The following is a 25052-nucleotide window of genomic DNA, read 5'->3' on the forward strand; positions in this document are numbered from 1 at the left end:
CGCACCGGAGCACCAGCGGTACTTGAGCGCCGCTCCCGAACGGGAGCGCCGCCGGGCAAGGAGGGCCGCATGACCGTACGGCGAGTAATGGGAATCGAGACGGAGTACGGGATCTCCGTCCCCGGGCACCCGAACGCCAATGCCATGCTCACCTCGTCCCAGATCGTCAACGCCTACGCGGCGGCGATGCACCGGGCGCGCCGCGCCCGCTGGGACTTCGAGGAGGAGAACCCGCTGCGGGACGCCCGCGGCTTCGACCTCGCCCGCGAGGCCGCCGACAACAGCCAGCTCACCGACGAGGACATCGGCCTCGCCAACGTCATCCTCACCAACGGTGCACGGCTCTACGTCGACCACGCGCACCCCGAATACAGCTCCCCGGAGATCACCAACCCGCTCGACGCCGTCCTCTGGGACAAGGCCGGCGAGCGGATCATGGCCGAGGCCGCCGTACGGGCCGCCCAGCTCCCCGGCGCCCAGCCCATCCACCTCTACAAGAACAACACCGACAACAAGGGCGCCTCCTACGGCACGCACGAGAACTACCTGATGAAGCGGGAGACCCCCTTCTCGGAGATCGTGCGCCACCTGACGCCCTTCTTCGTCTCCCGCCAGGTCGTCACCGGCGCCGGACGGGTCGGGATCGGCCAGGACGGCCGCGAGCACGGCTTCCAGATCAGCCAGCGCGCGGACTACTTCGAGGTCGAGGTCGGCCTGGAGACCACGCTCAAGCGCCCCATCATCAACACGCGCGACGAGCCGCACTCGGACGCCGAGAAGTACCGCCGCCTCCACGTGATCATCGGCGACGCCAACCTCTCCGAGATCTCCACGTACCTCAAGCTGGGCACCACCGCGCTCGTCCTGTCGATGATCGAGGACTCCTTCATCAACGTGGACCTGGCCGTCGACCAGCCCGTCCGCACCCTGCACCAGGTCTCCCACGACCCCGACCTGCAACACCTCATCACGCTGCGCAGCGGCCGCACGCTGACCGCCGTCCAGCTCCAGATGGAGTACTTCGAGCTGGCCAGGAAGTACGTGGACGAGCGTTTCGGTTCGGACGCGGACGAGCAGACCAAGGACGTGCTGGTCCGCTGGGAGGACGTGCTGGGCCGGCTGGAGAGCGACCCGATGAGCCTGTCGGGCGAGCTGGACTGGATCGCGAAGCGGGAGATCCTGGAGGGCTACCGCAGGCGCGACGGGCTCGGCTGGGACGCGGCCCGGCTCCACCTGGTGGACCTCCAGTACGCGGACGTACGGCCCGAGAAGGGCCTGTACAACCGCCTGGTGGCCCGGGGCAAGATGAAGCGGCTGGTGGAGGAGACGGCCGTGGAGCGCGCGCAGGGCAAGCCGCCGGAGGACACCCGGGCGTACTTCCGGGGCCGGTGCCTGGAGCAGTACGCGGACGACGTGGCGGCGGCCTCGTGGGACTCGGTGATCTTCGACCTCCCGGGCCGGGACTCCCTCCAGCGGGTTCCGACGCTGGAACCCCTGCGGGGTACCCGCAAGCACGTGAAGGAGCTCCTGGACCGCTGCCGCACGGCGGAGGACCTGGTGCGGGTACTGAGCGGGAACCAGGGCTGAAAAGCCGCTGTTACGGGAATCATGAAAGAAGCCGCACGTTATGAAAGTGCGGGGACGAATGTCGGACCCTCCTTGTAGGGTCCGACGTAGGGTCTGATCTTGAGAGATCCCGATCCCGGGGTCTCTCGACATGAGCGCGCGAACCGAGCGGGGTGAGGTAGACATGGCGACCAAGGACACCGGCGGCGGACAGCAGAAGGCGACTCGCTCGACCGAGGAGGTCGAGGAGGCGGCGGTCGAGGAATCGACCGACCTCAAGGAGCGCCAGGAAAAGCTCTCCGACGACGTCGACTCAGTGCTTGACGAAATCGATGATGTGCTCGAGGAGAACGCAGAGGATTTCGTGCGCTCCTTCGTTCAGAAGGGTGGAGAGTGATTTCGCCTTCGAATCGAAGGTGAGGCTCTCTGGGGGGCGTGAGTGTCGGGGCAGAGAAGCAGTGTCCGCGGTGTGGATTACTGAAGCCGCTGGAGGCCTTTGCCTCCAACAAGGCCATGCGAGACGGCCTGCAGTGTTACTGCAGGCCGTGCGCGGCCGAATATCACCAGCAGCGCCAGAAGGCCAAGGGGAAGAATGTCCGCCCCCGTGTTGAAGCTCCTGAGGGGCACAAGTACTGCCGTCGATGTAGGGAGATCAAGCCCCACTCGGAATGGGATCGGAACAAGACGGCGTCAGACGGGTTGTCTACACGCTGCAAGGCGTGCCGGGCCGTCGAGGGCCGCGCAGGTCATCTCAAGCGGATGTACGGCATGACCGAAGCCGAGCGGGACGAAATGATCGCAGCTCAGGGCGGGCTCTGTTGCATCTGCCTGAAGGCTCCAGCCGTACACGTGGATCACTGCCACGAGACGGGTAGGGTCCGAGGCGTACTGTGCTTCAACTGCAACTCGGCCATCGGCAAGTTGGGAGACGATCCCGACACTCTACGTCGGGCCATCTCGTACCTGGAGGGAAACGCGTGGAAGCCAACAATCGCGGCACAGGGCGTCTACCGGCAGCCTTCCTGACGCCGGGGTCCTCGTCCTTCATGGACTTCCTCGGGGCGCACGCGCCCGAGATGCTGCCGGGGAACCGGAAGCTGCCCGACGGTGTCATCGAGGCGCCGCACGGGACGACCATCGTCGCCACCACCTTCCCCGGCGGGGTCGTGCTCGCCGGTGACCGGCGGGCGACCATGGGGAACATGATCGCGCAGCGGGACATCGAGAAGGTGTTCCCGGCCGACGAGTACTCCGCGGTGGGCATCGCCGGTACGGCGGGTCTGGCCGTGGAGATGGTGAAGCTGTTCCAGCTGGAGCTGGAGCACTTCGAGAAGGTGGAGGGGGCGACCCTCTCCCTGGAGGGCAAGGCCAACCGGCTCTCCACCATGATCCGGAGCAATCTGGGGATGGCCATGCAGGGGCTGGCCGTGGTACCGCTCTTCGCCGGCTGGGACGAGGGCAAGGAGAAGGGCCGGATCTTCTCCTACGACGTGACCGGCGGCCGCTCCGAGGAGCACGGCTTCGCCGCCACCGGTTCCGGTTCCATCTTCGCCCGGGGCTCCATGAAGAAGCTGTACCGCCCCGATCTGACGGAGGAACAGGCCACCACCCTGGTCGTGCAGGCGCTGTACGACGCCGCCGACGACGACTCGGCGACCGGTGGGCCGGACCTGTACCGCCACATCTACCCCATCGTCACCGTCATCACCGACGAGGGCTTCCGCAGGCTGACGGACGAGGAGTCGCAGGAACTCGCCCGCAGCGTCACCAACCGGCGGCTCGAGCAGCCCGACGGGCCGCGCGCGGCCCTGCTCTGACCAGTCCTCCTCGTCGCCCAGAAGAAAGGGACGGATAACCGGTGTCGACTCCGTTCTATGTGTCACCCCAGCAGGCCATGGCCGACCGGGCGGAATACGCCCGGAAGGGCATCGCCCGCGGTCGCAGCCTTGTCGTGCTGCAGTACGCCGACGGCATCGTGTTCGTCGGCGAGAACCCGTCCCGCGCGCTGCACAAGTTCAGCGAGATCTACGACCGGATCGGCTTCGCGGCCGCCGGCAAGTACAACGAGTACGAGAACCTGCGGATCGGTGGCGTGCGCTACGCCGATCTGCGCGGATACACCTACGACCGTGACGATGTGACGGCCCGTGGGCTGGCGAACGTCTACGCGCAGACGCTCGGCACGATCTTCTCTTCGGCCGGTGAGAAGCCGTACGAGGTGGAGCTGGTGGTGGCCGAGGTCGGTGCGACGGCCGCGGGTGACCAGATCTACCGGCTGCCGCACGACGGTTCGATCGTGGACGAGCACGGTTCGGTCGCGGTCGGCGGCAATGCCGAGCAGATCAGTACGTACCTGGACCAGCGTCACCGGGACGGGATGACCCTGGCGGAGGCGCTGAAGCTGGCGGTGCAGGCGCTGTCGAGCCAGGCGAACGGTGCGGACAAGACGATTCCGGCCGAGCGGCTGGAGGTGGCGGTGCTGGACCGTACGCGGGCGCAGCAGCGGAAGTTCAAGCGGATCCGGGGGCGGCAGTTGTCGCGGCTGCTGGAGGCGGACGTCACGGCGGCGGTGCAGGCGGATGCCGTGTCGAACGACGAGGCTCCCGAGGACGATTCCGAGTAGGGACGTGTGTCTCGTGGCGCCCCTGGCCTTGTGGCCGGGGGCGCCTTCGCGTTGTCGGGGGCCGGGCGGGCGGGCGGGTGGGGCGGGGCTCAGGCGGGGGCGGGGCCGGTGGAGGCGCGGACGATGAGGTCGACGGGGAGGTCGGGGGCGGTCCAGGGGGTGCCGTCGAGGACGGCGAGGAGGGCGCTCATGCCCTGTTCGCCGACGCGTTCGGCGGGGAGGTGGACGGTGGTGAGCTCGGGTTCGACGGCGGTGGCGAGGGCGAGGTCGTCGAAGCCGGTGACGGAGAGGTCCTCGGGGACGCGCAGGCCGAGGCGGCGGGCGGCCTTGCAGGTGCCGGCGGCGAGGATGTCGTCGTCGCAGACGACGGCGGTGGGCCGGTCCTGCGGGGCCGCGAGGGCGGTTTCCATGGCCGTGCGGGCGTCGGTGACGGTGAGCTGGGCGCGTACGGTGCGCAGCTCGGCGTGGGGCTTCAGGTGGGCGGCGAGGGCTTCGGCGCGGACGTCGAAGGTCCAGGAGTCGACGGCGGAGGCGAGGTGGAGGATGCGGCGGTGGCCGAGGGCGAGGAGGTGTGCGGTGATCTGGCGCATGCCGTCGGCCATGGCGAGGTTGACGTGGGCGGCGGCGCGGGTGGCGGTGGGGTCGCTGTCGAGCATGACGAGGGGGAGTTCGGCGTCGCCGATGGCGTCGAGGGCGTGGGCGGCCATGGAGGAGGCGATGATGCCGTCGAGGGCGGCGCGGGCTGAGGCGAAGGGGTCGCGGGCGGGGCCGGTGCCGTCGGGGGAGGGGTAGAGGACGACGCCGAAGCCGTGTTCGGCGGCGATGCGGGCGGCGCCGGTGTAGACGCGGGCGAAGAACTCGTTGGTGAGGGCGGGGACGACGAGGAGGGCGGTGCGGGTGGAGCCGAGGCGGAGGTTGCGGGCGGCGAGGTTGGGGCGGTAGCCGAGGGTGGTGGCGGCTTCGCGGACGAGGCCGGCGGTGCGTTCGGAGACGCGGCCGCGCCATTTGTCGCCGAGGACGAGGGAGACGGTGGCTTGTGAGACTCCGGCGGCGGTGGCCACGTCGCGGCTGGTGGGTCTCGTCACACTCTGCTCCTGGTCGCGGTTGTTCGGGTGGACCCCCGTGGTGTGGCCATGGTACGTATGACGGGTCACGTTATACGTATTACCCCGGCTGGGGCCGGGCAGAAGGGGGCCGTCATGGCCGCGGGATACGCGGAGCTGCTCAGAACCCGGCACGCCGCGAGGCTGCTGGTGGGCACGCTCATAGGCCGGCTGCCGAACGGCACGGGGCCGATCGCGATCGTGCTGTTTACCCGGGCGGAGGGCGGCAGCTACAGCCTGGCGGGCGCTCTGGCGGCGGTGTACGGGCTGGCGAACGCGGTGGGGCAGCCGCTGCTGGGGCGGGCCGTCGACCTGTTCGGGCAGCCGCGGGTGCAGCTGCCGGCGGCGGTGGTGTCCGCGCTGGGCATGGTGTGGCTGGCGGTGGCGGGCACCGGGTCGGCCTGGGCCGCGTACGGGGCCGTGGTGGTGGCGGGGCTGTTCACCCCGCCGCTGGAGGGCGGGCTGCGGGCGCTGTGGCCGGGTGTGCTCGGCGGCAGGGAGGAGCGGGTGCACGCCGCGTACGCGATGGACGCGGTGGCGCAGGAGGTCATGTTCACGGTCGGTCCGCTGCTGGTGACGCTGTTCGTGGCGCTGTGGGACCCGGCGGCCGCGCTGCTGGTGATCAATGCCATCGGTGTGCTGGGTGCGCTGTCGGTGGTGGTGTCGGAGCCTTCGCGCGCCTGGCGGTCGGAGCCGCGCGAGGCGCACTGGCTGGGGGCGCTGCGCTCGCCGGGGCTGCTGGCGCTGCTGGGGTCGTTCTTCTTCGTGGGCGGGGCGCTGGGTTCGATCACGGTGGCGGGTGTGGCGTACGCCGATGACCACGGGAACCAGGCGGTGTACGGGTGGCTGATGGCGGCGCTGGGTCTGGGCGCGCTGGCCGGCGGGGTGACGTACGGGGCGCGGCAGTGGGCGGGGGCGCCGGAGCGGCGGCTGCGGCTGCTGGTGGCGCTGCTGGCGGTCTGCTATCTGCCGCTGATGCTGGTTCCGGGGCCGGTGGCGATGGCGGGTCTGGCGGCGCTGGCGGGTGTGTTCCTGGCGCCCGCGCTGGCGTGTGCGTTCATCGTCGTGGACCGGCACGCTCCCGCGGGCACGGTGACGGAGGCGTTCTCGTGGCTGGTGACGTTCTTCGGGGTGGGTGCGGCGATCGGTACGGCGGCGGCGGGTCCGGCGGTGGAACTGGGGGGTACGGCGAGCGGGTTCGCCGTGGCGGGTGTCGCGGGTGCGGCGGCGCTGCTGGTGCTGACGGTCACTCAGCGGATCCTGGCCGCTCCCGCCCGCGCGCGTACGGTGACGGGCGCGGCGGCAGTCCCGGTGGCGGGTCCGGATGCGGGCGCGGACGGCGGCGTGGCGGGGGGTCCGGCGGAGCGGTTCGTCGGCAACTGATCGAAACGGCGTTCCCGAACCCGGTTTCAGAACAGTGCGAAAGGCGTAATGTTCAGTCATGGACCGCCGCATTTTCGGGCTGGAGAACGAGTACGGCGTCACGTGCACGTTCAGGGGACAGCGCCGACTGTCTCCTGACGAAGTGGCGCGCTACCTCTTCCGCCGTGTTGTGTCATGGGGCCGCAGCAGCAATGTCTTCCTGCGGAACGGTGCCCGCCTGTACCTCGACGTGGGTTCGCATCCGGAATATGCAACTCCCGAATGCGACAACGTGACGGAACTCGTCACGCACGACAAGGCGGGCGAGCGCATTCTCGAAGGTCTGCTCGTCGACGCCGAACGCCGCCTGCACGAGGAGGGAATCGCGGGCGACGTCTATCTCTTCAAGAACAACACCGACTCGGCGGGCAACTCGTACGGCTGCCACGAGAACTATCTGGTGGCCCGGCACGGGGAATTCTCCCGTCTGGCGGACATCCTCATTCCGTTCCTCGTCACGCGCCAGCTGATCTGCGGTGCGGGCAAGGTGCTGCAGACCCCCCGGGGTGCGGTCTACTGCGTGAGCCAGCGGGCCGAGCACATCTGGGAGGGCGTCAGCTCGGCGACGACCCGGTCGCGGCCGATCATCAACACCCGGGACGAGCCGCACGCGGACGCCGAGCGCTACCGGCGCCTGCACGTGATCGTCGGGGATTCGAACATGTCCGAGACGACCATGCTGCTCAAGGTCGGGGCCACCGACCTGGTGCTGCGCATGATCGAGGCGGGCACGGTGATGCGGGACCTGACCCTGGAGAACCCGATCCGGGCGATCCGCGAGGTCAGCCACGACATCACGGGCCAGCGCAAGGTGCGTCTGGCGAGCGGCCGGGAGGCCTCGGCGCTGGAGATCCAGCGCGAGTACTACGACAAGGCGGTGGACTTCGCCGAGCGCCGGGGGATCCGTACCGGCACGGTGGACCAGGTGCTGGAGCTGTGGGGCCGCACCCTCGACGCGATCGACGCGGAGGACCTGGACCGGATCGGGACCGAGATCGACTGGGTCATGAAGTACCAGCTGATCGAGCGGTACCGGGCCAAGCACGGCATGACCATGTCGAATCCGCGGGTGGCTCAGATAGACCTCGCCTACCACGACATCCACCGCCGGCGCGGGCTGTACTACCTGCTGGAGCGCAAGGGGCAGGCGGCGCGGATCTGCAACGACCTCAAGATCTTCGAGGGCAAGTCGGTGCCCCCGCAGACCACGCGGGCGCGGCTGCGCGGCGATTTCATCCGCCGGGCGCAGGAGCAGCGGCGGGACTTCACGGTCGACTGGGTGCACCTGAAGCTGAACGACCAGGCGCAGCGGACCGTGCTGTGCAAGGACCCGTTCCGGTCGGTGGACGACCGGGTGGAGAAGCTGATCGCGGGGATGTGAGATCCCGCTGATCTTGGGCAGGGCCCCGTACGGATCTCGTACGGGGCCCTGCGCACGCCTTAGAGTGGCGTCGACCGCACCGCCGTCTGAGATCTGAGGAACACGTGCGCCGACTTGCCGGCCTGCTTGTCGTACCCCTTCTGCTGCTGTCGGCAGCAGCCTGTGGTGACAGCGGCTCCGACTCTGCCGAGATGAAGAACGGGGCGCCCGCGATCACCAAGGGTGCCAAGTTCGGTGAGACCCCGACCCTGTCGAAGGGAAAGGGGGACCCGCCGAAGGAACTGAAGGTCGTGACCGTCAGCGAGGGCGACGGCCCGGTGCTGAAGAAGGGCGATGTCGCCCAGGTCAACTACCTCGGTCAGGTCTGGGACGGCAAGGAGCCGTTCGACCAGAGCTTCGGCAAGGGCAAGCCGTTCGAGGTGACCATCGGTGCCGGAATGGTCATCAAGGGCTGGGACCAGGGCCTGGAGGGCAAGAAGGTCGGCAGCCGCCTGGAGCTGGTGATCCCGCCGGACCTCGGTTACGGCGACAAGGGCTCCGGCGAGAAGATCAAGCCGAACGCCACGCTGGTCTTCGTCGTGGACATCGTCAAGGGCACCTCGGTCCCGGCCTCGGCCAAGGGCAAGGAGGTCGCGCAGGACGACAAGGACCTGCCGAAGATCGGTACGAACACGGACGGCAAGGAAGTCTCCGTGACCGTTCCGAAGGACGTGACGCCGCCGGCGAAGCTCGTCTCGAACTACGTGCTGGAGGGTGACGGCCCGGCCGTCAAGGACACCGACAGCGTCGTGGTCAAGTTCAACGGCAAGACGTGGAAGGACGACAAGACCTTCGAAAGCACGTACGCCACGGACCAGACGGTGACCTGGCCGATGGACCAGCTGTCGGTCAAGGGTCTCAAGGAGGGCCTGGTCGGCAAGAAGGTCGGCAGCCGCATCCTCCTGGTCATCCCGCCGGACCAGGGCTTCGGCGACAAGGAGACGGGCACCATCCCGGCCAACTCGACGCTGGTCTTCAGCCTCGACATCCTCGCCGTGATGTAAGACTGTCCGGGTTGACCTGATTCAGTTTTGAGGAGCAGTTCCGTGAGCAACCAGCTCGAAAAGCCCGAGATCGACTTCCCCGACTTCCCGGTCCCCGCCGACCTGGTCATCGAGGACATCTGGGAGGGCGACGGCCCCGTGGCCACCGCCGGGAACAAGGTCTCCGTCCACTACGTGGGCGTGTCCTATTCCACGGGCGAGGAGTTCGACGCCTCCTGGAACCGCGGCGCCCCGCTGCAGTTCATCCTGGGCATCGGCCAGGTCATCGCCGGCTGGGACCAGGGCGTCCAGGGCATGAAGGTCGGCGGCCGCCGCAAGCTGGTCATCCCGGCCCACCTGGCGTACGGCGACAACAGCCCGACCCCCGCGATCAAGCCGGGCGAGACGCTGATCTTCGTCTGCGACCTGATGGGCGTCTGATCCGACGACCTCCGATCGCTGAAGGGGCCCCCGCCGTCAGGCGGGGGCCCTCGCTTTTGCCGGGGCCCGCCGGGGCGGTACGGTCAACGGTCACGGGGCGTGTCCTGCGTGCCGTGGGTGCAACGTGTGGGCGGAGAAGGGCGGAAGGGCGTCGATGGCGATTGCCAAGGCCGAGCGGCTGATGAATCTGGCGCTGTGTCTGCTGGGGACCCGCCGGCCGCTCAGCAAGCGCGAGCTGCGCGGTTCCATCGAGGCGTACATGGAAGCCGGGAACGACGAGTCGTTCAACCGCATGTTCGAGCGGGACAAGGACGATCTGCGCGAACTCGGCCTGGTCATCGAGACGGTGGAGAACCTGGAGGGCGAGACCGGCTACCTCGCCCGCCGCGACAGCAACCGGCTGCCGCCCGTCTCCCTCGACGCCGAGGAGGCCGCGGCCCTCGGCCTCGCGGCCAAGGTCTGGCAGCAGGCCCGCCTGGCCGGAGCCGCCAGCGGCGCCCTGCAGAAGCTGCGCGCGGGCGGGATGCCGGAGGCGGGGGACCCGTACGAGGGGCAGCACAGCGCCATCGAGCCGCGCATCCCGGTCCACGAGGCGGCCTTCGAGCCGCTGATGCTGGCCTGCCGCGACCGCCGGCCCGTGGTCTTCGACTACCGCAAGTCCACCGCCGCGCGGCCCGAGAGCCGGCAGGTGGAGCCGTGGGCGCTGGAGTGCTGGCGCGGCCACTGGTACCTGGCCGGATACGACCGTGATCGCGGGGCGGAGCGCGTGTTCCGGCTCTCCCGGATCACCGGCAAGGTCAAGTCCCGGTCGGCGAAGTACACCGCCGAGGTCCCGGACGTGGTCACCGTACGGGAGACCGTGGCGAGCTGGGCCGGGGAGAGCGCGGACCGCTCCGCGCTGATCCGGCTGCGGAGCGGCGCCGGATATCCGCTGCGGGCCAAGGCCACCGCCGTGCGCGAGGGCGGGGACGGCTGGGACGAGCTGGAGATCCCGTACGGGCACGGGCTCGACGCCTGGCTGGTGGAGTTCGGGCCGGACGTGGTGGTCGTGGAACCCGCCGACCTGCGGGCGGACGTCGTGGACCGGCTGCGCGCCGTGGCCGCGGGCTGAGGCCGCCCCGGCGGGCCGGACGGCGGCCCCGCCCGGCCCGCCGGGCCAGAGGCGGCCCGCCCGGTCCGCCGCACCGATCGCACCACCGCACCGTTCGCAAGACGTGCCCTGAGGGGGAGACGTACCAGCATGGCTGCCAACGCCATCGACCAGACCCGCCGGATGCTGTCCCTGGTGACGTACCTGCGCGAGCGCCCCGGGGCGCACGTCGCCGACGTCGCCCGCGCCTTCGGGATCACCGAGGACGAGCTGATCTCGGACCTCGACGTGCTGCCCATGTGCGGGACCAGCTTCCGCGGCGGGGACCTGCTCGACATCGACACCGACGGGGAGCGCATCTGGTGGCGCAACCCCGACGCCTCGGGGGAGTCCACCGCCGAGCCGCTGCGCCTGGCCGCCGACGAGGCGACCGCGCTGCTGGTCGCCGCCCGCGCCGTGGCCACGCTGCCGGGGCTGCGCGAGAGCGACCGGGACGCCCTGCTGCGGGCGACCGCGAAGCTGGAGGCGGCCGCCGGCGAGGCGGCGGGGGCCAGCTCCCGGCTGTCGGTGACCTTCGAGGCGGAGGGCGGGGTCTTCGCGGACGTCGACCGGGCCATCGCCGAGCGCCGCAGGCTGTGGCTGCGCTACTACTCGCCGGCCCGCGACGAGCTGACCGAGCGCAAGGTCGACCCGATCCGGCTCTTCGCGGTGGGCCACACCTACATGGAGGGCTGGTGCCACCTCTCCGAGGCCCGGCGCACCTTCCGTCTCGACCGGGTCGCCGAGATCCGGCTGCTGGACGAGCGGGCCGAGCCGCCCGCCATCGAGCCGCGCGACCTGTCCGAGGGGCTCGTCCAGCCGGCCGCCGAGGACCCGGAGGTCGTGGTCGAGGTCGGGCCGGGCGGCCGCTGGGTCGCCGAGTACTACCCGCACGACAGCGCCGAGGAGCTGCCGGACGGCGGCCTGCGGATCACGCTGCGCAGCCCGGACCCGGCCTCGCTGCGCCGGCTCGCGCTGCGGCTGGGCCGCGAGGGGCGGATCGTGGCGCCCGCGGAGCTGGCCGACAGTGCGCGGCAGGCGGCGCGCGAGGCGCTGGCCGGCTACGGGGAACAGGGCTGAAGCAGCGGTACGAGCAGGGCTGGGCAAGGGGAAGCGGCGGGGTCGTGCGGTACGGGCCCCGTCGTACGGGAGCCGCGCCGTCCGGCGGGGACGGTCTGAGGGGAGCGCCGAGCGATGTCGCCAACGTCCGGGTCACGGAAGGTGCAGGCCGCGGCCGGGCCGCCGGTCTCCTTCAAAGCGGCCTGTTCCGACTGCCGGGCCCGCTTCGAGCTGGACGCGGGGGCGCTGCGGCTGGTGATCGGCGGGAGCCGGCGCACCACGTTCTACTCGTTCACCTGTCCCGCGTGCGGGGCCTCGGTGCGCAAACCGGCCGGTGAGCGCATCGTGGAACTGCTGACCGGGGGCGGCGTGAGCACCCTGCGCAGCGTCTGAGCCGGCCGGTGGCCTAGGCTCGACCCATGCTGTGGCCGATGCTCGCAATCGCCCTGGGTTTCCTCGGGCTCGCCGTTCTCGCCGTTCTCGCCGTACGGGTCTTCGTGGAGGTGCGGCGGTTGTCCGGCCAGGTCGAGCTGGCCAGCCGGCGGATCGCGGACGCCTCGGTGGAGCTGGAGCGCGCGGCGGACGACCTGGCGCGGGCGGGCGGCGCCGCCCGCCCGTGAAACGGGACAACCCGCTACAAGTCACAGCATCGTGACGGGGCACATCTCTGGAAAGTGCGGGTCGGGACCCGTACCGTCGGTCCCAGCCGTACGCAAGGCGGGATACCCCCGGGGATTGCCGGGCGTTAACCCCCGGGGGTTACGATCCTTGCCTGAGCGGTCACGGAGCACCATCCGTGGCCGCTGACACCACAACCAGCCGTTCCGGTGAGAAGGAAGTCAGACATGATCGGCAATCTGAAGCCTCTTGAGATCCTCCTGATCATCGCCGTGATCTTCCTGCTGTTCGGTGCCAAGAAGCTCCCCGACATGGCGCGCTCCCTCGGCAAGTCGGCCCGCATCCTCAAGAGCGAGGCCAAGGCCATGAAGGCGGAGAGCGCGGCGGAGGACAACGCCACCGCTGCGACCGTCGCCGACCAGGCCCCGCAGCAGGCCGCCGCCCCGCGCACCATCAAGGCCGCCCCCGGCGACGTGACCGGCTCGCGTCCGGTCAGCGAGCCGAACCACACCACCCAGGGCTGATCGCCCGGCCGCCGGGCTGACCGCCCGCGGCCCGGATCACGCCGGTCATCTGCAACGAGACAAGGGACGTGGGTTGCTCAAGTCTGCCCGCAAGCAGGAGAAGCAAGGCAAGCAGGGCAAGGACGCCGAAGGGCGGATGCCTCTTGTCGAGCACCTGCGTGAGCTGAGAAACCGCCTGCTGAAGTCGGTCCTGGCGATCCTCGTGATCACCGTCGTGGCGGCGCTCTACTACAAGAACCTGATCGACTTCATGCTGAAGCCGATGCTGGACTCCGTCGGCTGCACCAACGGCGTGGTCTCTCAGCGCAACGGCCGGCCCTGCGCCGACATGACCGTGAACGGCCTCATCGCGCCGTTCTCGATCGCCCTCAAGGTCTCGCTCACCGCCGGTGTGGTGCTCTCGGCACCGGTGTGGCTCTACCAGCTGTGGGCCTTCGTCGCCCCGGGCCTGCACAACCACGAGAAGCGCTACGCCGTCGGTTTCGTGGCCGTCGGGGCTCCGCTGTTCGCGGCCGGCGGGGTGCTCGCCTACAAGCTGCTGCCGCAGACCGCGACGATCCTCCTCGAATTCACCCCCGACAACGCGCGCAACCTGCTCCCGGTCGACGACTACCTCGACCTGGTCACGCGCATGGTCATCGTCTTCGGCCTCGCCTTCGAGCTGCCGCTGCTGCTGATCCTCCTCAACTTCACCGGGGTGCTGACCGCGAAGCGGCTGGCGAGCTGGTGGCGGGCGATGGTGCTGGGCATCACGATCTTCGCCGCGTTCGCCACGCCCACCGGCGACCCGCTGACCATGATCTCGCTGGCCGCGCCGATCGTGGCCCTCTACTTCATCGCCCTCGGGATCTGCCTGGTCAACGACCGCAGGCGGCGCCGCGGCAACCCGGACGCGCTGCTCGACGACGACGAGGCGTCCGAGCTGGACCTCACGCCCGCGCCGATCGGCGAGATGGAGCCCGTCCACGCCCCGACCGCCCTGCCCGAGCAGGCCGACGGCGGGCGCAGGCAGATCAACGGCTACGACGACGCGACGTGACGGCTGCCTGACAGGTACATTCCCGTGGGTGAGCGCTGAGATCACCCTCTTCGTCAATCCCACCGCGGGACGCGGCCGGGGCGCGCATGCCGCGCAGCCGGCCGCTTCCGCGCTCCGGGCCGCGGGATTCTCCGTACGGACGGTCCTCGGCGCCGATGCCGGGGACGCGCTGGCCCGGCTGCGCACCGCCGTACGGGAGGGCACCGGGGCGGTGATCGCCGTGGGCGGCGACGGGGTGGTCTCGCTGGCCCTGCAGGCACTGGCCGGGACGCTGGTACCGCTCGGGGTGGTCGCTGTGGGCACCGGGAACGATTTCGCCCGGGCCATGGGGCTGCCCGTACGGGAGCCCGCGCGGGCGGGGCGGCTGGCCGCCGAGGCGCTCAAGGAGGGTCGGGTCCGCGAGATCGACCTCGGGCGGCTGGCGGGGACCCCGGGCCGGGCGCAGACCTGGTACGGGACGGTGCTGTGCTCCGGCTTCGATTCGCGGGTCAACGACCGCGGCAACCGGATGCGGCTGCCCGCCGGCCGGTTCAAGTACGACCTGGCGATCCTCGCGGAGCTGGCCTCCTTCCGGCCGTTCCCGTACCGGATCACGCTCGACGACGGCCCGGCGATCGAGACCGAGGCCACGCTGGTGGCCGTCGGCAACAGCTCCTCGTACGGCGGGGGCATGCGCATCTGCGCGGACGCCGTCGCGGACGACGGGCTCTTCGACGTGGTGGTCGTGGGCGACTGCAGCCGCGCCACCCTGCTGAAGGTCTTCCCGCAGGTCTACAAGGGGACGCACCTGGGCCATCCGAAGGTGACCGTCCACCGGGCCGCGAAGGTCACCCTGGAGGCGGCCGGGATCACGGCCTACGCCGACGGGGAGCCGCTGGGGCCGCTGCCGGTGACCGCGGAGTGCGTGCCGGGCGCCCTGCGGCTGCTGTCCTAGGCCCGGCGGGGGCCCCCGTGGGGCCGTCGCAGGAGCCCTGCGGGGCCGCCGCAGGGCCGCCGGGGCGCCGCCCGGGGGCGGGTGCGCGGTCCGTATAAATGATCGCGACTGTTGTCAGGGGCGACGGGTAGGCTCGAAGACAAGATGACCGAAGAACTCTCACCGGCGGAGCGGTACGCCGCTGCCCGGATCCGCGCCGCCGAAGAAGCCACCGCCCTGGCCCCCTTCCGCGAGATGTACGAATTCGATCTGGACGCCTACCAGGTCGAGGCCTGCAAGGCACTGGAGGCCGGCAAGGGCGTCCTCGTCGCCGCCCCCACCGGCTCGGGCAAGACGATCGTCGGCGAGTTCGCCGTGCACCTCGCCCTCGGCCAGGGGCGCAAGTGCTTCTACACGACGCCCATCAAAGCCCTGTCGAACCAGAAGTACGCCGACCTCGTCAAGCGCTACGGCGCCGACAAGGTGGGCCTGCTGACCGGCGACAACAGCGTCAACTCCGAGGCGCCCGTGGTCGTGATGACCACCGAGGTGCTCCGCAACATGCTGTACGCGGGCTCGCAGTCGCTGCGCGGCCTCGGCTACGTCGTGATGGACGAGGTGCACTACCTCTCCGACCGGTTCCGCGGAGCCGTCTGGGAGGAAGTGATCATCCACCTCCCCGATTCGGTCACGCTGGTGTCCCTGTCGGCCACCGTGTCCAACGCCGAGGAGTTCGGCGACTGGCTCGACACGGTGCGCGGCGACACCGAGGTGATCGTCTCCGAGGAGCGGCCCGTTCCGCTGTGGCAGCACGTCATGGCCGGCCGCAAGATCTACGACCTCTTCGAGGAGGAGTCCGACCACGGGGGCCGCGGCTCCGCGCGCCGCGAGGTCAACCCCGACCTGCTGCGCATGGCGCGCGAGGAGAACACCCGTACGTACAGTCCGAAGGACCGGCGGCGCGGCAAGATGGTCCGCGAGGCCGACCGGGAGCGCGAGCGGCGCTCCCGGGGCCGGATCTGGACCCCGAGCCGGCCCGAGGTCATCGCGCGCCTCGACGGCGACGGGCTGCTTCCCGCCATCAACTTCATCTTCAGCCGGGCCGGCTGCGAGGCCGCCGTCCAGCAGTGCCTCTTCGCGGGCCTGCGGCTCAACGACGACACCGCCCGCCTGAGGGTGCGCGAGATCGTCGAGGAGCGGACCGCCTCCATCCCCGCCGAGGACCTCCACGTCCTCGGGTACTACGAGTGGCTCGAAGGCCTGGAGCGGGGCATCGCCGCGCACCACGCCGGCATGCTGCCCACCTTCAAGGAGGTCGTGGAGGAGCTGTTCGTCCGCGGCCTGGTCAAGGCCGTCTTCGCCACCGAGACCCTGGCGCTGGGCATCAACATGCCCGCGCGCACGGTGATCCTGGAGAAGCTGGTCAAGTGGAACGGCGAGCAGCACGCCGACATCACCCCGGGCGAGTACACGCAGCTCACCGGCCGGGCCGGGCGGCGCGGCATCGACGTCGAGGGCCACGCGGTGGTGCTGTGGCAGCGGGGCATGGACCCGGCGGGGCTCGCCGGGCTCGCGGGCACGCGTACGTATCCGCTGCGTTCCAGCTTCAAGCCCTCGTACAACATGGCCGTGAACCTGGTCAGCCAGTTCGGGCGGCACCGCTCGCGCGAGCTGCTGGAGACCTCCTTCGCGCAGTTCCAGGCGGACCGCTCGGTCGTCGGGATCTCCCGGCAGGTGCAGCGCAACGAGGAGGGCCTGGGCGGCTACCGGGAGGGCATGACCTGCCACCTCGGGGACTTCGAGGAGTACGCGCAGCTGCGCCGCGACCTCAAGGACCGCGAGACGGAGCTGGCCAAGCAGGGCGCGGCCCAGCGCCGGGTGCAGGCGGCCGGTTCGCTGGAGAAGCTCAAGCCGGGCGACATCATCCACGTGCCGACCGGCAAGTTCGCCGGGCTCGCGCTGGTCCTGGACCCGGGGGTGCCGGCCGGGCGGGTCAACGGGCACCGCGGGTACGAGTACGCAGAGGGCCCGCGCCCGCTGGTGCTGACGGCGGAGCGGCAGGTCAAGCGGCTCGCCGCGATAGACTTCCCGGTTCCGGTCGAGGCCATCGAGCGGATGCGGATCCCCAAGACGTTCAACGCGCGCTCGCCGCAGTCCCGTCGGGACCTGGCCTCCCAACTGCGGGCCAAGGCCGGGCACATCGCGCCGGAGCGGCGCGGGCGCGGCCGGGCCGCGGCCGCCGACGACCGCGAGATCGCGCGGCTGCGCGCGGCGCTGCGGGCGCACCCCTGCCACGGCTGCGACGAGCGCGAGGACCACGCGCGCTGGGCGGAGCGCTACCACCGGCTCAAGCGGGACACCCAGCAGCTGGAGCGGCGCATCGAGGGGCGGACGAACACGATCGCCCGCACCTTCGACCGGATCCACGCGCTGCTGACCGAGCTGGACTACCTGCGCGAGGACGAGGTCACCGTGCACGGCAAGCGGCTGGCCCGGCTGTACGGGGAGCTGGACCTGCTGGCTTCGGAGTGCCTGCGCGAGGGCGTCTGGGAGGGGCTGTCCCCGGCGGAACTGGCCGCCTGCGTCTCGGCGTTGGTGTTCGAGGCGCGGCAGTCCGACGACGCGGTGGCGCCGAAGGTGCCGGGCGGCGCGGCCAAGGCGGCGCTGGGCGAGATGGTCCGGATCTGGGGCCGCCTCGACGCGCTGGAGGAGGAGCACCGCATCAACCAGGCGGAGGGCGTGGGCCAGCGCGAGCCGGACCTCGGCTTCGCGTGGGCGGCCTACCAGTGGGCCTCCGACAAGAGCCTGGACGAGGTGCTGCGGGAGGCGGAGATGCCCGCCGGCGACTTCGTGCGCTGGTGCAAGCAGGTCATCGACGTGCTGGGGCAGGTCGCGGCCGCGGCGCCCTCGGCCTCCGGCGACAGCGGGAGCACGGTGGCCCGCAACGCCCGCAAGGCCGTGGACGCGCTGCTGCGCGGCGTGGTGGCCTACAGCTCGGTCGGCTGAGCGTCGGGACCCCGCCAGCCGGCGGGGTCCTCCCAGGCCAGGAGGGTCAGGCCGCTGTCGAAGCGGCGCGCCGCGCCGGTGACCGGGTCGGTGAACGACAGGCTGCGGGCGAGGAGCTGGAGCGGTCTGCGGTAGTCGTCCGGGGCCGGGTCGGTGAGCCGCGGATAGAGCGGGTCGCCGAGGATCGGCAGCCCGAGGCCGTTCATGTGCACCCGCAGCTGGTGGGTGCGGCCGGTGTGCGGGGTCAGCCGGTAGCGGCCCAGCTCCCCCTTGGTGTCGCGGAGTTCGACCAGGCTCTCGGCGTTCGGCTCGGCGCCGGGCACCTCGACCGCGGCCATCACCCCGCGGGTCTTCTCGATGTGGCTGCGGACCGTGCGCGGAAGTTCCACCGACGGATCGTGGCGCGCCAGCGCCTCGTACTGCTTGACCACGCGCCGCTCCTGGAACAGGAGCTGGTAGGCGCCGCGGTCCTCGGGGCGGATGCTGAACATCACGAGGCCGGCGGTCAGCCGGTCCAGGCGGTGCGCCGGGCTGAGCTCGGGCAGGTCGAGCTCGGTGCGCAGCCGGGCCAGGGCGGTCTGCGTGATGTGGCTGCCGCGCGGGGTGGTCGCCAGGAAGTGCGGCTTGTCCACGACCAGCAGGTGCGCGTCGCGGTGGACGACGCGGATCGGGAACGGCACCACGGGCTCTGGCTCCATGTCCCGGTGGAACCACAGGTAGGCGCCGGGTTCGTACGGGTCCTGCGGACTCAGTACCCGCCCGCCGGGGCCGAACACCCGCCCGGCGCGCAGCAGGTGCGCGATGGACTCGGCGCCGCGGGTGCCGGCGTAGCGCGCGGCGAGGTAGCCGCCGAGGTCGGGCCAGCGCCCGTCGGGGTCGGCGGGCAGCCGCAGCCGGACCGGGTCGATGCCGGCGACCTGGGGCAGGGGCGAGGGGGGTGCCTGGGTTCTGCGTCTCATCGGGTCCAGGCTATGCGGCTACTGCTTGGTGAAGGTGCCCAGGTGGTTGGCGTCCAGGTACTCGATGCGGACCGTGCCGTCCTTGAAGGACACCCCGGTGCGGCCGACGGCGTTCTCGCCGGAGGTCACGTAGCTGAAGGTGTCCCCGTCGTAGTGGGTGAGCGGGAAGCGCATCGGCTTGGGGCCCAGCGACAGGGTGAGCCCGCCGCCCTCCTTCGCCGTCACGGTGAGCTTTCCGTAGTACGGGCTGACGTAGGTGCCGGTGTACGCACTGTCGGCGCGGGCCGGCTTCGCGCCCGCGGGCGGGTGCGCGTAGTCGGTGGCGGAGGGGCCGGGGCCGAGTTGCTGGGCGTACAGCTCGGCGAAGAGCGGCAGCCAGTCGGTGGTCGGCGCGCCGTGCTCGGCGGTGTCGAAGAAGTCCATCGCGATGGCGTCGGCCATGCCGACCGGGGCGCCGTTGGTGAGGACGACGATGCCGAGCTTCTCCAGCGGGAGCAGCGTGACGTTGGTGTTGGCGCCGAGTTCGAACCCGCCGGAGTGGCTCAGGCGCAGCCGGCCCGCGTCGTCGTAGGAGACGTTCCAGCCGAGCCCGTAGAAGCCGGTGTGGTCCAGGGGCGGGGTCGGCGCCTGCGACACGATGTGCGGCAGGCGCGTGGCCGCCAGGGTGCCGGCGGGGATGATCCGCTTCCCGTCGAGGGTGCCGTCGGCGAGCTGGAGGCGCAGCCAGCGGGCCATGTCGGTGACGGTGGAGCTCACGCCGCCGGCCGGGGCCTGGGCGTCGGGGTCGCGCACGAAGCGGGGCGACCAGGTGCCGTCCGGGTTCTTGACGTGGGTGGCCGCGTGGTCGGGAGCGTTGATGAAGGACGAGAACTCGGTGCTGGTGTGCGTCATCCCGGCGGGCTTGAAGAGGGTGTCCTGGCTGAGCTTCTCCCAGGTCGTGCCCTGCTGCCGGGCGACGGCCTCGGCGGCGGCGGTGAGGCCGAAGTTGGTGTAGTTGTAGCTCGCGCGGAAGGGGGTGAGGGGCTCCAGGCGCAGGTGGTCGAGGATGTACGCCTGGTCGTAGCCGAGGTCTTCGAGGAGGTCGCCCGCGTGGTCGGGGAGGCCGCTGCGGTGGGAGAAGAGGTCGGCGGTGGTGACGTGGCCGGTCACCCAGGGGTCCTTCAGGGCGAAGCCGGGGAGTTCGGTGCGGCCGTTCCAGTCGGCGGGGTCCTTCAGGGCGCCGGCCACCACCGTGGAGGAAATCGGTTTGGAGACGGACGCGACCTGGAAGACGGTGTCGGGGCCGATGGCCCCGGGCGCGTCGGTGCGGCGGACGCCGAAGCCCTTGAGGTAGACGACCTTGTCGTCGTGGACGACGGCGACGGCGGCCCCGGGGACCCCGGTGCTGCGCATGGCGTCGGTGACGAACCCGGGCAGACGCCCGAGTGCGGCGTCCACCTCCGCGTCCGTGATCTGGGGCTTCGGGGCGGGCGGCGGGCTGGGCGCGGCGGCGGTGCCGGTCGCGGCCAGCACGACGGCTGCTCCTGCTACGCCGAGCGAGTGGAGCGTACGCATGGCGACATTGTCCCGCCGAACGGGCGACCCCGCTCGGCGTGCGGGCGGCGCCGGGGCTCGTGCGGGGTGGTCATCGAAGCGCCCCCGGGCCTCCCGGGGCGGGCCGCCGCGAGCGTCAGGCCGCCGACTCCTGTTCGGCCAGGACCCGCTCGTTCCAGTCGCGCTTGATCGCCCGCCAGCCCTCGTCGGTCTCGCCGAGGCGCCAGTAGCCGGAGATCGACAGGCGCTCCTTGGGGACGCCCCGCTCCAGACGCAGGTGGCTGCGGAGGTCCTTCACGAAGCCCGCCTCGCCGTGGACGAAGGCGTGGACGTCACGGGAGGGGAACTCCAGGGCCCTGACCGCCTCGACGAGCTTCTCGCCGAGCGGGCCGGAGCCGCGGTGCAGCCAGACCGGGACGACGCCGTCCGGGGTGGCGATCTTCTGCTCGTCCTCCGGGCCCTCGACCTCCACGAACGCGTGCACCCGCGCGCCCGCCGGCATCCGCTCCATCGCGGCGGCGATCGCCGGCAGGGCGCTCTCGTCGCCCACGAGCAGGTGCCAGTCGGCCTCCGGGTCCGGTGCGTACGCGCCGCCGGGGCCGAGGAAGCGGACGAGCTCGCCCGGCTGGACGCGGGCCGCCCACGGGCCGGCCAGTCCTTCGTCGCCGTGGACGACGAAGTCGAGCGTCAGCTCCAGGTGCACCGGGTCCCAGGCGCGCACCGTGTACGCCCGCTGGCGCGGCCAGGCGTCGCGCGGGTACTCGGCGCGGATGCGGTCCAGGTCCCACGGCGAGGGGTAGGTGACGCCTTCGGGGGCGAAGAGGAGCTTGATGTAATGGTCCGTGAACCCGCCCGCACTGAACCGGACCAGTCCGGCGCCCCCCAGCACGACGCGCACCATGTGCGGCGTCAGCCGCTCTGTGCGCACGACGACTGCGGTGCCGATCTTGCGGGCGCGTCCTTCTGCCACGGCGTCTCCCCTTGCTCCCCTGACACTTAGGATTACCTAAGTTAGCACCTCACGGGCGCAGCGCGCTGCCCAGGCGCGACACCGCTCCGCCCAGACCCCACCGGCGCGCCAGCGCGTCGACGAGTTCCGGCTGCGCCGGCACCGCGGGCAGGGCCGGGTCGAACTCCGGAAGGGGAACGTCCGAGGCCACCTTGACCACCTTCGGGGCCACCGCCAGGTACGGCCGGGACTCGTCCAGCCGCTTGCGCTGCGTGGGCGTCAGCTTCGACTTCGGGTCGTCGATCGCCGCGATGATCCCGGCCAGCGAGCCGTACGCGTCCAGCAGCTTCGCCGCCGTCTTCTCGCCGATCCCCGGCACCCCCGGCAGCCCGTCGCTCGGGTCCCCGCGCAGCAGAGCCAGGTCCGCGTACCCCCCGCCGTCCACCCCGTACTTCTCGCGCAGCCAGGCCTCGTCCGTCACCTGGAGCGTGCCGACCCCCTTGAGCGGGTACAGCACGCGCCGCTGCCGGGCGTCGTCCACCAGCTGGTACAGGTCCCGGTCGCCGGTGACGATGTCCACCGGGCCCGTGGCGCGCGCCGTGAGCGTGCCGATCACGTCGTCGGCCTCGTACCCCGCGACGCCCACCCGGGCGATCCCGAACGCGTCCAGCGCCGCCTCGATGATCGGGACCTGCGGGGACAGGGTGTCGGGGGTCTCCTCCACGTCCGGGCCGCTCTCGGTCTCCTCGGCGACCCGGTGCGCCTTGTACGAGGGGATCAGCTCCACCCGCCAGGCCGGACGCCAGTCGGCGTCCATGCACGCCACCAGATCGTCGGGGCGGTGGTCCTGGACGAGGCGCCCGATGAAGTCGAGCAGCCCGCGCACCGCGTTGACCGGGGTGCCGTCCGGGGCCTTCACGGAGTCGGGTACGCCGAAGTACGCGCGGAAGTAGAGGGAGGCGGTGTCCAGCAGCATCAGGCGTCGAGTCGTCGTCACGGAGACGATGATGCCGCACCCCGCGCACGTGCCCGCAGCCGACGGTTACGCCCCGGGGCACGGAAAGTGGCCGTAAGTGCGCTCGAACATGGCACGGGAGTTTCACCCGGGGCGTACCCTGGTCGGCTCTTGCACGCGAAACCGGGGACGGTTGCTGCGTAAGGTGCTTACAGCACACCGATGTGAGACGGACGCCGACGTACGCCGACGGACCAGACAAGGGGAGGGCAGCCCCGCCATGGACGACAGGGACGGCTCGGACGACAAGGAACGGGACAAGGACGCCAAGGAACCGCTCCGGGTGGGCGTGGCCGTGCGCAAGCGGCGCCGGGCCCTGCACCTCACCCTCGCCGCCGTATCGGCGCGCAGCGGTCTGTCGGTGCCCTTCCTCAGCCAGATAGAGAACGAGCGGGCCCGGCCCAGCATGCGCTCCCTGGAACGGGTCGCGGACGCGCTGGAGACCACGGCCGTCGAGCTGCTGGCCGCCTCCGACACCGCGCGCACGGTCGACCTCGTACGGGCCGGCGACGACTCCGGGCTCACGCCGATGCCGGGCGTGCGCCCCCTCGTACGCGGACACCACCAGCTGCACGCGCTGGAGTTCACCGGGGACCAGGACGCGGGCCGCGAGTACCAGCACCGCAACGACGAGCTGATGTACGTGGTCTCGGGCGCCTGCCAGGTGGAGGCCGAGGGGCGGGCGTACCGGCTGGAGAGCGGGGACGCGCTGTTCCTGTCCGGCGGCGTGCGCCACCGCTGGCGGGCCGTCTCCGAGGACACCCGGCTCCTGGTGGTGGCGGTCGGAGAGCACATCCACGCGACCTCCGAGCCGCCCTCTCCCGGGCAGTGAGCGGCGCCCGTACGCGCGTCGTCTCGCTCGTGCCCTCGCTGACCGAGGCGGTGGCCGCGAGCGCTCCCGGGCTGCTCGTCGGGGTGACCGACTGGTGCACGCACCCCGGCGGCCTCGACGGCAGCGGCGCGGTGCGGATCGGCGGTACGAAGAACCCCGACGTGGAGCGGATCACCGCGCTGCGCCCCGACCTGGTGATCGCCAACGAGGAGGAGAACCGGGCCCCGGACGTGGCGGCGCTGCGCGCGGCCGGGACGGAGGTGCTGGTCACCGAGGTACGGGAGCTGCCGCAGGCGCTGACCGAGCTGGACCGGGTGCTGGTGGGGGCCCTGGGGCTGACACGGCCGCGGTGGCTCGACGAGGCCGAGGCGGCCTGGGCGGACGTGGAGCCGGCCGGAGCGCTGAGGGCCTTCGTACCGATCTGGCGGCGGCCCTGGATGGTGCTCGGCCGGGACACCTTCGCGGGGGACCTGCTGGCCCGGCTGGGTGTGCACAACCTCTACGCGGACCACGCCGAGCGGTATCCGCGGGTGCCGGTGGAGGAGCTGGCCGCCGCCGGCTGCGACCTGGTGGTGCTCCCGGACGAGCCGTACCGCTTCACCCGCGAGGACGGTCCGGAAGCCTTCCCGGACCGTCCCTGCGCGCTGGTCAGCGGCCGCCACCTCACCTGGTACGGGCCCTCGCTGGCCGAGGCCCCGGCCGTACTGGCGGCGGCGCTGGGGGCCGCCCGCTAGCGGGGCAGCAGCGTGCCGGCGAACAGCCCGCGCAGGGTGTGCGCGGCGGCCAGCAGCCAGGCGGTCAGCAGGCCCAGGAACAGGACGGTCGCGAGCCAGGCGAACGCGGTCAGACCGGTGTGGCGGGCCAGGCCGGCGGCGCCGGTGACGCAGGTGCCGACGGGGAAGGTCAGCGCCCACCAGGTCATTGCGAAGCCCATGCCGCCCCGGGCGGCCCGCACCAGCATCGCGGCCGCGAGGGCCAGCCACAGCAGGGCGAAGCCCATCACGGGCACCCCGTAGACGACCGCGAAGGCGCCCAGCGCACCGGCGTAGGGGGCGCCGATCGCCCCGGGGGCCAGGTCGGCGAGCTGGTTGACGGCGGTGGTGGACTGGCCGAGGGGGCCCAGCACCAGGAACAGGGTAGGGGTCAGCAGCAGGGGCAGGGGCCCGCCCACGATCAGCCGCCCGAAGACCAGGGGCAGCATCAGGAGGGTGGCCAGCAGGCTGATGCCGAACATGGCGTAGCAGGCCAGCAGGAGCGCCTCGCGGGGCTGGCCGGCGGGCAGGTGGGGTATCAGCAGGGGGCCCAGGGCGGCGGAGACCATCGGGGAGACCAGGGGGAGCAGCCACACGGGGGTGGCCTGGGAGGCCTCGACCTTGTGCCGGACCACCATCAGATAGGGCACGACCACGGCCATCAGCAGGCCGATCGCGGTGCCGGCGGTGAAGAGCACGGCGTCGACGGCGACGGCGGCGTTCAGGCCGATGAGGTCCTTGCCGACGATCAGGGTGCCGCCGCCGACGGCCAGCAGGGCCATGGCCAGGCACCCGTAGAAGGGGGCCACGGCGGGGTCGAGGAGGTGGGCGCGGGCCTGGTCGCGGTGGTGCAGCCAGTGGCCGGCGCGGGCGGTGAGCAGGACGGCGAGGGCCACCGCGGACAGCGCCCAGACGATCTGGCAGGCCACGCGCTGGCCGGGCACCTGGTACGGGAGGGTCGCGCCGGCGTTGGCGACGATCGCCGTGCCCATGACGGACGCGTACCAGTTGGGACCGAGGTGACGGAGCGCCGCGAAGGCCTTGTGGGCTTCGGGGTTCCGGGTGGTGTGGGCGCGGGGTCGCGCCAGGGTGGTGGCCATGGATCCAGCCTCGGGGTCCGGCCCGGCCGACGGCAGGGGCCATCTCTGTATAAGGCCATAAACTGA

Annotated in this window: 25 protein-coding genes; 19 read left to right on the forward strand and 6 right to left on the reverse strand. The window is 71.5% G+C overall.

Annotation, left to right across the window (positions count from 1 at the left end; all coding sequences use genetic code 11):
• Nucleotides 1-69: 69 nt before the first annotated feature.
• The 5 genes from dop (at nucleotide 70) to prcA (ending at nucleotide 4189) form a co-directional block, all read left to right on the forward strand.
• Entirely contained in the window at nucleotides 70-1587 is a 1518-nt protein-coding gene (dop, locus tag CP980_RS26460) for a depupylase/deamidase Dop (RefSeq protein ID WP_132760421.1), read from the forward strand.
• A gap of 163 nt (nucleotides 1588-1750) precedes the next feature.
• The gene (locus CP980_RS26465; protein ID WP_030233608.1) at nucleotides 1751-1963 is read left to right on the forward strand and encodes a ubiquitin-like protein Pup; all 213 of its coding nucleotides are present in this window, start codon (nucleotides 1751-1753) and stop codon (nucleotides 1961-1963) included.
• 116 nt (nucleotides 1964-2079) lie between these two features.
• A complete protein-coding gene (locus CP980_RS26470; RefSeq protein WP_150530363.1) occupies nucleotides 2080-2592 on the forward strand; it encodes an endonuclease VII domain-containing protein in 513 nt (170 codons plus the stop codon).
• Nucleotides 2544-3383 (forward strand): proteasome subunit beta, encoded by an 840-nt coding sequence (gene prcB / locus CP980_RS26475; protein WP_132760419.1) that lies wholly within the window; start codon nucleotides 2544-2546, stop codon nucleotides 3381-3383. The genes CP980_RS26470 and prcB overlap by 49 nt, the downstream gene beginning before the upstream one ends.
• Nucleotides 3384-3424: 41 nt before the next feature.
• Nucleotides 3425-4189, forward strand: a complete 765-nt coding sequence (prcA, locus tag CP980_RS26480) for a proteasome subunit alpha (protein ID WP_099893644.1) — start codon at nucleotides 3425-3427, stop codon at nucleotides 4187-4189.
• An 89-nt stretch (nucleotides 4190-4278) separates the two neighbouring features.
• Here the strand turns inward: prcA and CP980_RS26485 are convergent, their stop codons facing one another.
• Nucleotides 4279-5274, reverse strand: coding sequence for a LacI family DNA-binding transcriptional regulator (locus tag CP980_RS26485; protein WP_132760418.1), 996 nt, complete (start codon nucleotides 5272-5274; stop codon nucleotides 4279-4281).
• Between the two features lie 114 nt (nucleotides 5275-5388).
• Between CP980_RS26485 and CP980_RS26490 the strand changes: the two genes are divergently transcribed.
• The 12 genes from CP980_RS26490 to CP980_RS26545 all read left to right on the forward strand — a co-directional run bounded on the left by CP980_RS26490 (nucleotide 5389) and on the right by CP980_RS26545 (nucleotide 17846).
• Nucleotides 5389-6675, forward strand: a complete 1287-nt coding sequence (locus tag CP980_RS26490; protein WP_150529224.1) for an MFS transporter — start codon at nucleotides 5389-5391, stop codon at nucleotides 6673-6675.
• A gap of 58 nt (nucleotides 6676-6733) precedes the next feature.
• Nucleotides 6734-8095: a Pup--protein ligase gene (pafA, locus tag CP980_RS26495; protein ID WP_030157196.1), complete on the forward strand. Its 1362-nt coding sequence runs from the start codon at nucleotides 6734-6736 to the stop codon at nucleotides 8093-8095.
• Nucleotides 8096-8199: 104 nt separating this feature from the next.
• Complete coding sequence (locus tag CP980_RS26500; protein ID WP_150529225.1) at nucleotides 8200-9138, forward strand: FKBP-type peptidyl-prolyl cis-trans isomerase; 939 nt, start codon at nucleotides 8200-8202, stop codon at nucleotides 9136-9138.
• A 42-nt stretch (nucleotides 9139-9180) separates the two neighbouring features.
• A complete protein-coding gene (locus tag CP980_RS26505) occupies nucleotides 9181-9558 on the forward strand; it encodes an FKBP-type peptidyl-prolyl cis-trans isomerase (protein ID WP_099893648.1) in 378 nt (125 codons plus the stop codon).
• Nucleotides 9559-9712: 154 nt separating this feature from the next.
• A complete protein-coding gene (locus CP980_RS26510) occupies nucleotides 9713-10669 on the forward strand; it encodes a helix-turn-helix transcriptional regulator (protein WP_099893649.1) in 957 nt (318 codons plus the stop codon).
• A 129-nt stretch (nucleotides 10670-10798) separates the two neighbouring features.
• Nucleotides 10799-11767, forward strand: coding sequence for a helix-turn-helix transcriptional regulator (locus CP980_RS26515; protein WP_132760415.1), 969 nt, complete (start codon nucleotides 10799-10801; stop codon nucleotides 11765-11767).
• A gap of 114 nt (nucleotides 11768-11881) precedes the next feature.
• Entirely contained in the window at nucleotides 11882-12139 is a 258-nt protein-coding gene (locus CP980_RS26520) for a CpXC domain-containing protein (protein ID WP_099893651.1), read from the forward strand.
• Nucleotides 12140-12165: 26 nt separating this feature from the next.
• Complete coding sequence (locus CP980_RS26525) at nucleotides 12166-12366, forward strand: hypothetical protein (protein ID WP_150529226.1); 201 nt, start codon at nucleotides 12166-12168, stop codon at nucleotides 12364-12366.
• Nucleotides 12367-12591: 225 nt separating this feature from the next.
• Nucleotides 12592-12888, forward strand: a complete 297-nt coding sequence (tatA, locus tag CP980_RS26530) for a Sec-independent protein translocase subunit TatA (RefSeq protein WP_132760413.1) — start codon at nucleotides 12592-12594, stop codon at nucleotides 12886-12888.
• A 73-nt stretch (nucleotides 12889-12961) separates the two neighbouring features.
• Nucleotides 12962-13927, forward strand: a complete 966-nt coding sequence (gene tatC / locus CP980_RS26535; RefSeq protein WP_132760412.1) for a twin-arginine translocase subunit TatC — start codon at nucleotides 12962-12964, stop codon at nucleotides 13925-13927.
• A gap of 28 nt (nucleotides 13928-13955) precedes the next feature.
• Nucleotides 13956-14861 carry a diacylglycerol kinase gene (locus tag CP980_RS26540; RefSeq protein WP_132760411.1) on the forward strand — a complete coding sequence of 302 codons (906 nt, stop codon included), beginning with the start codon at nucleotides 13956-13958 and terminating at the stop codon, nucleotides 14859-14861.
• 144 nt (nucleotides 14862-15005) lie between these two features.
• Nucleotides 15006-17846, forward strand: a complete 2841-nt coding sequence (locus CP980_RS26545) for a DEAD/DEAH box helicase (RefSeq protein ID WP_132760410.1) — start codon at nucleotides 15006-15008, stop codon at nucleotides 17844-17846.
• On the opposite strand, the gene CP980_RS26550 is transcribed toward CP980_RS26545, so the two are convergent.
• The 4 genes from CP980_RS26550 to CP980_RS26565 form a co-directional block, all read right to left on the reverse strand.
• The gene (locus tag CP980_RS26550) at nucleotides 17828-18805 is read right to left on the reverse strand and encodes a pseudouridine synthase (RefSeq protein WP_150529227.1); all 978 of its coding nucleotides are present in this window, start codon (nucleotides 18803-18805) and stop codon (nucleotides 17828-17830) included. The genes CP980_RS26545 and CP980_RS26550 overlap by 19 nt on opposite strands.
• Before the next feature lie 18 nt (nucleotides 18806-18823).
• Entirely contained in the window at nucleotides 18824-20359 is a 1536-nt protein-coding gene (locus CP980_RS26555; protein ID WP_150529228.1) for a serine hydrolase, read from the reverse strand.
• A gap of 115 nt (nucleotides 20360-20474) precedes the next feature.
• Complete coding sequence (locus CP980_RS26560) at nucleotides 20475-21308, reverse strand: siderophore-interacting protein (RefSeq protein ID WP_150529229.1); 834 nt, start codon at nucleotides 21306-21308, stop codon at nucleotides 20475-20477.
• 49 nt (nucleotides 21309-21357) lie between these two features.
• Nucleotides 21358-22263 carry a 5'-3' exonuclease gene (locus CP980_RS26565; protein ID WP_189998937.1) on the reverse strand — a complete coding sequence of 302 codons (906 nt, stop codon included), beginning with the start codon at nucleotides 22261-22263 and terminating at the stop codon, nucleotides 21358-21360.
• Between the two features lie 259 nt (nucleotides 22264-22522).
• On the opposite strand from CP980_RS26565, the gene CP980_RS26570 reads away from it, so the two are divergent.
• Both CP980_RS26570 and CP980_RS26575 read left to right on the forward strand, forming a co-directional pair.
• A complete protein-coding gene (locus CP980_RS26570) occupies nucleotides 22523-23134 on the forward strand; it encodes a helix-turn-helix domain-containing protein (RefSeq protein ID WP_099893661.1) in 612 nt (203 codons plus the stop codon).
• Nucleotides 23131-23868: a helical backbone metal receptor gene (locus CP980_RS26575; protein ID WP_150529231.1), complete on the forward strand. Its 738-nt coding sequence runs from the start codon at nucleotides 23131-23133 to the stop codon at nucleotides 23866-23868. Before CP980_RS26570 ends, CP980_RS26575 begins: the two co-directional genes overlap by 4 nt.
• Here CP980_RS26575 and CP980_RS26580 read toward each other — a convergent pair.
• Nucleotides 23865-24986 (reverse strand): TDT family transporter, encoded by a 1122-nt coding sequence (locus tag CP980_RS26580; RefSeq protein WP_150529232.1) that lies wholly within the window; start codon nucleotides 24984-24986, stop codon nucleotides 23865-23867. The genes CP980_RS26575 and CP980_RS26580 overlap by 4 nt on opposite strands.
• Nucleotides 24987-25052 lie beyond the last annotated feature (66 nt).

The sequence above is a fragment of the Streptomyces vinaceus genome (assembly GCF_008704935.1).
GTDB lineage: Bacteria > Actinomycetota > Actinomycetes > Streptomycetales > Streptomycetaceae > Streptomyces > Streptomyces vinaceus.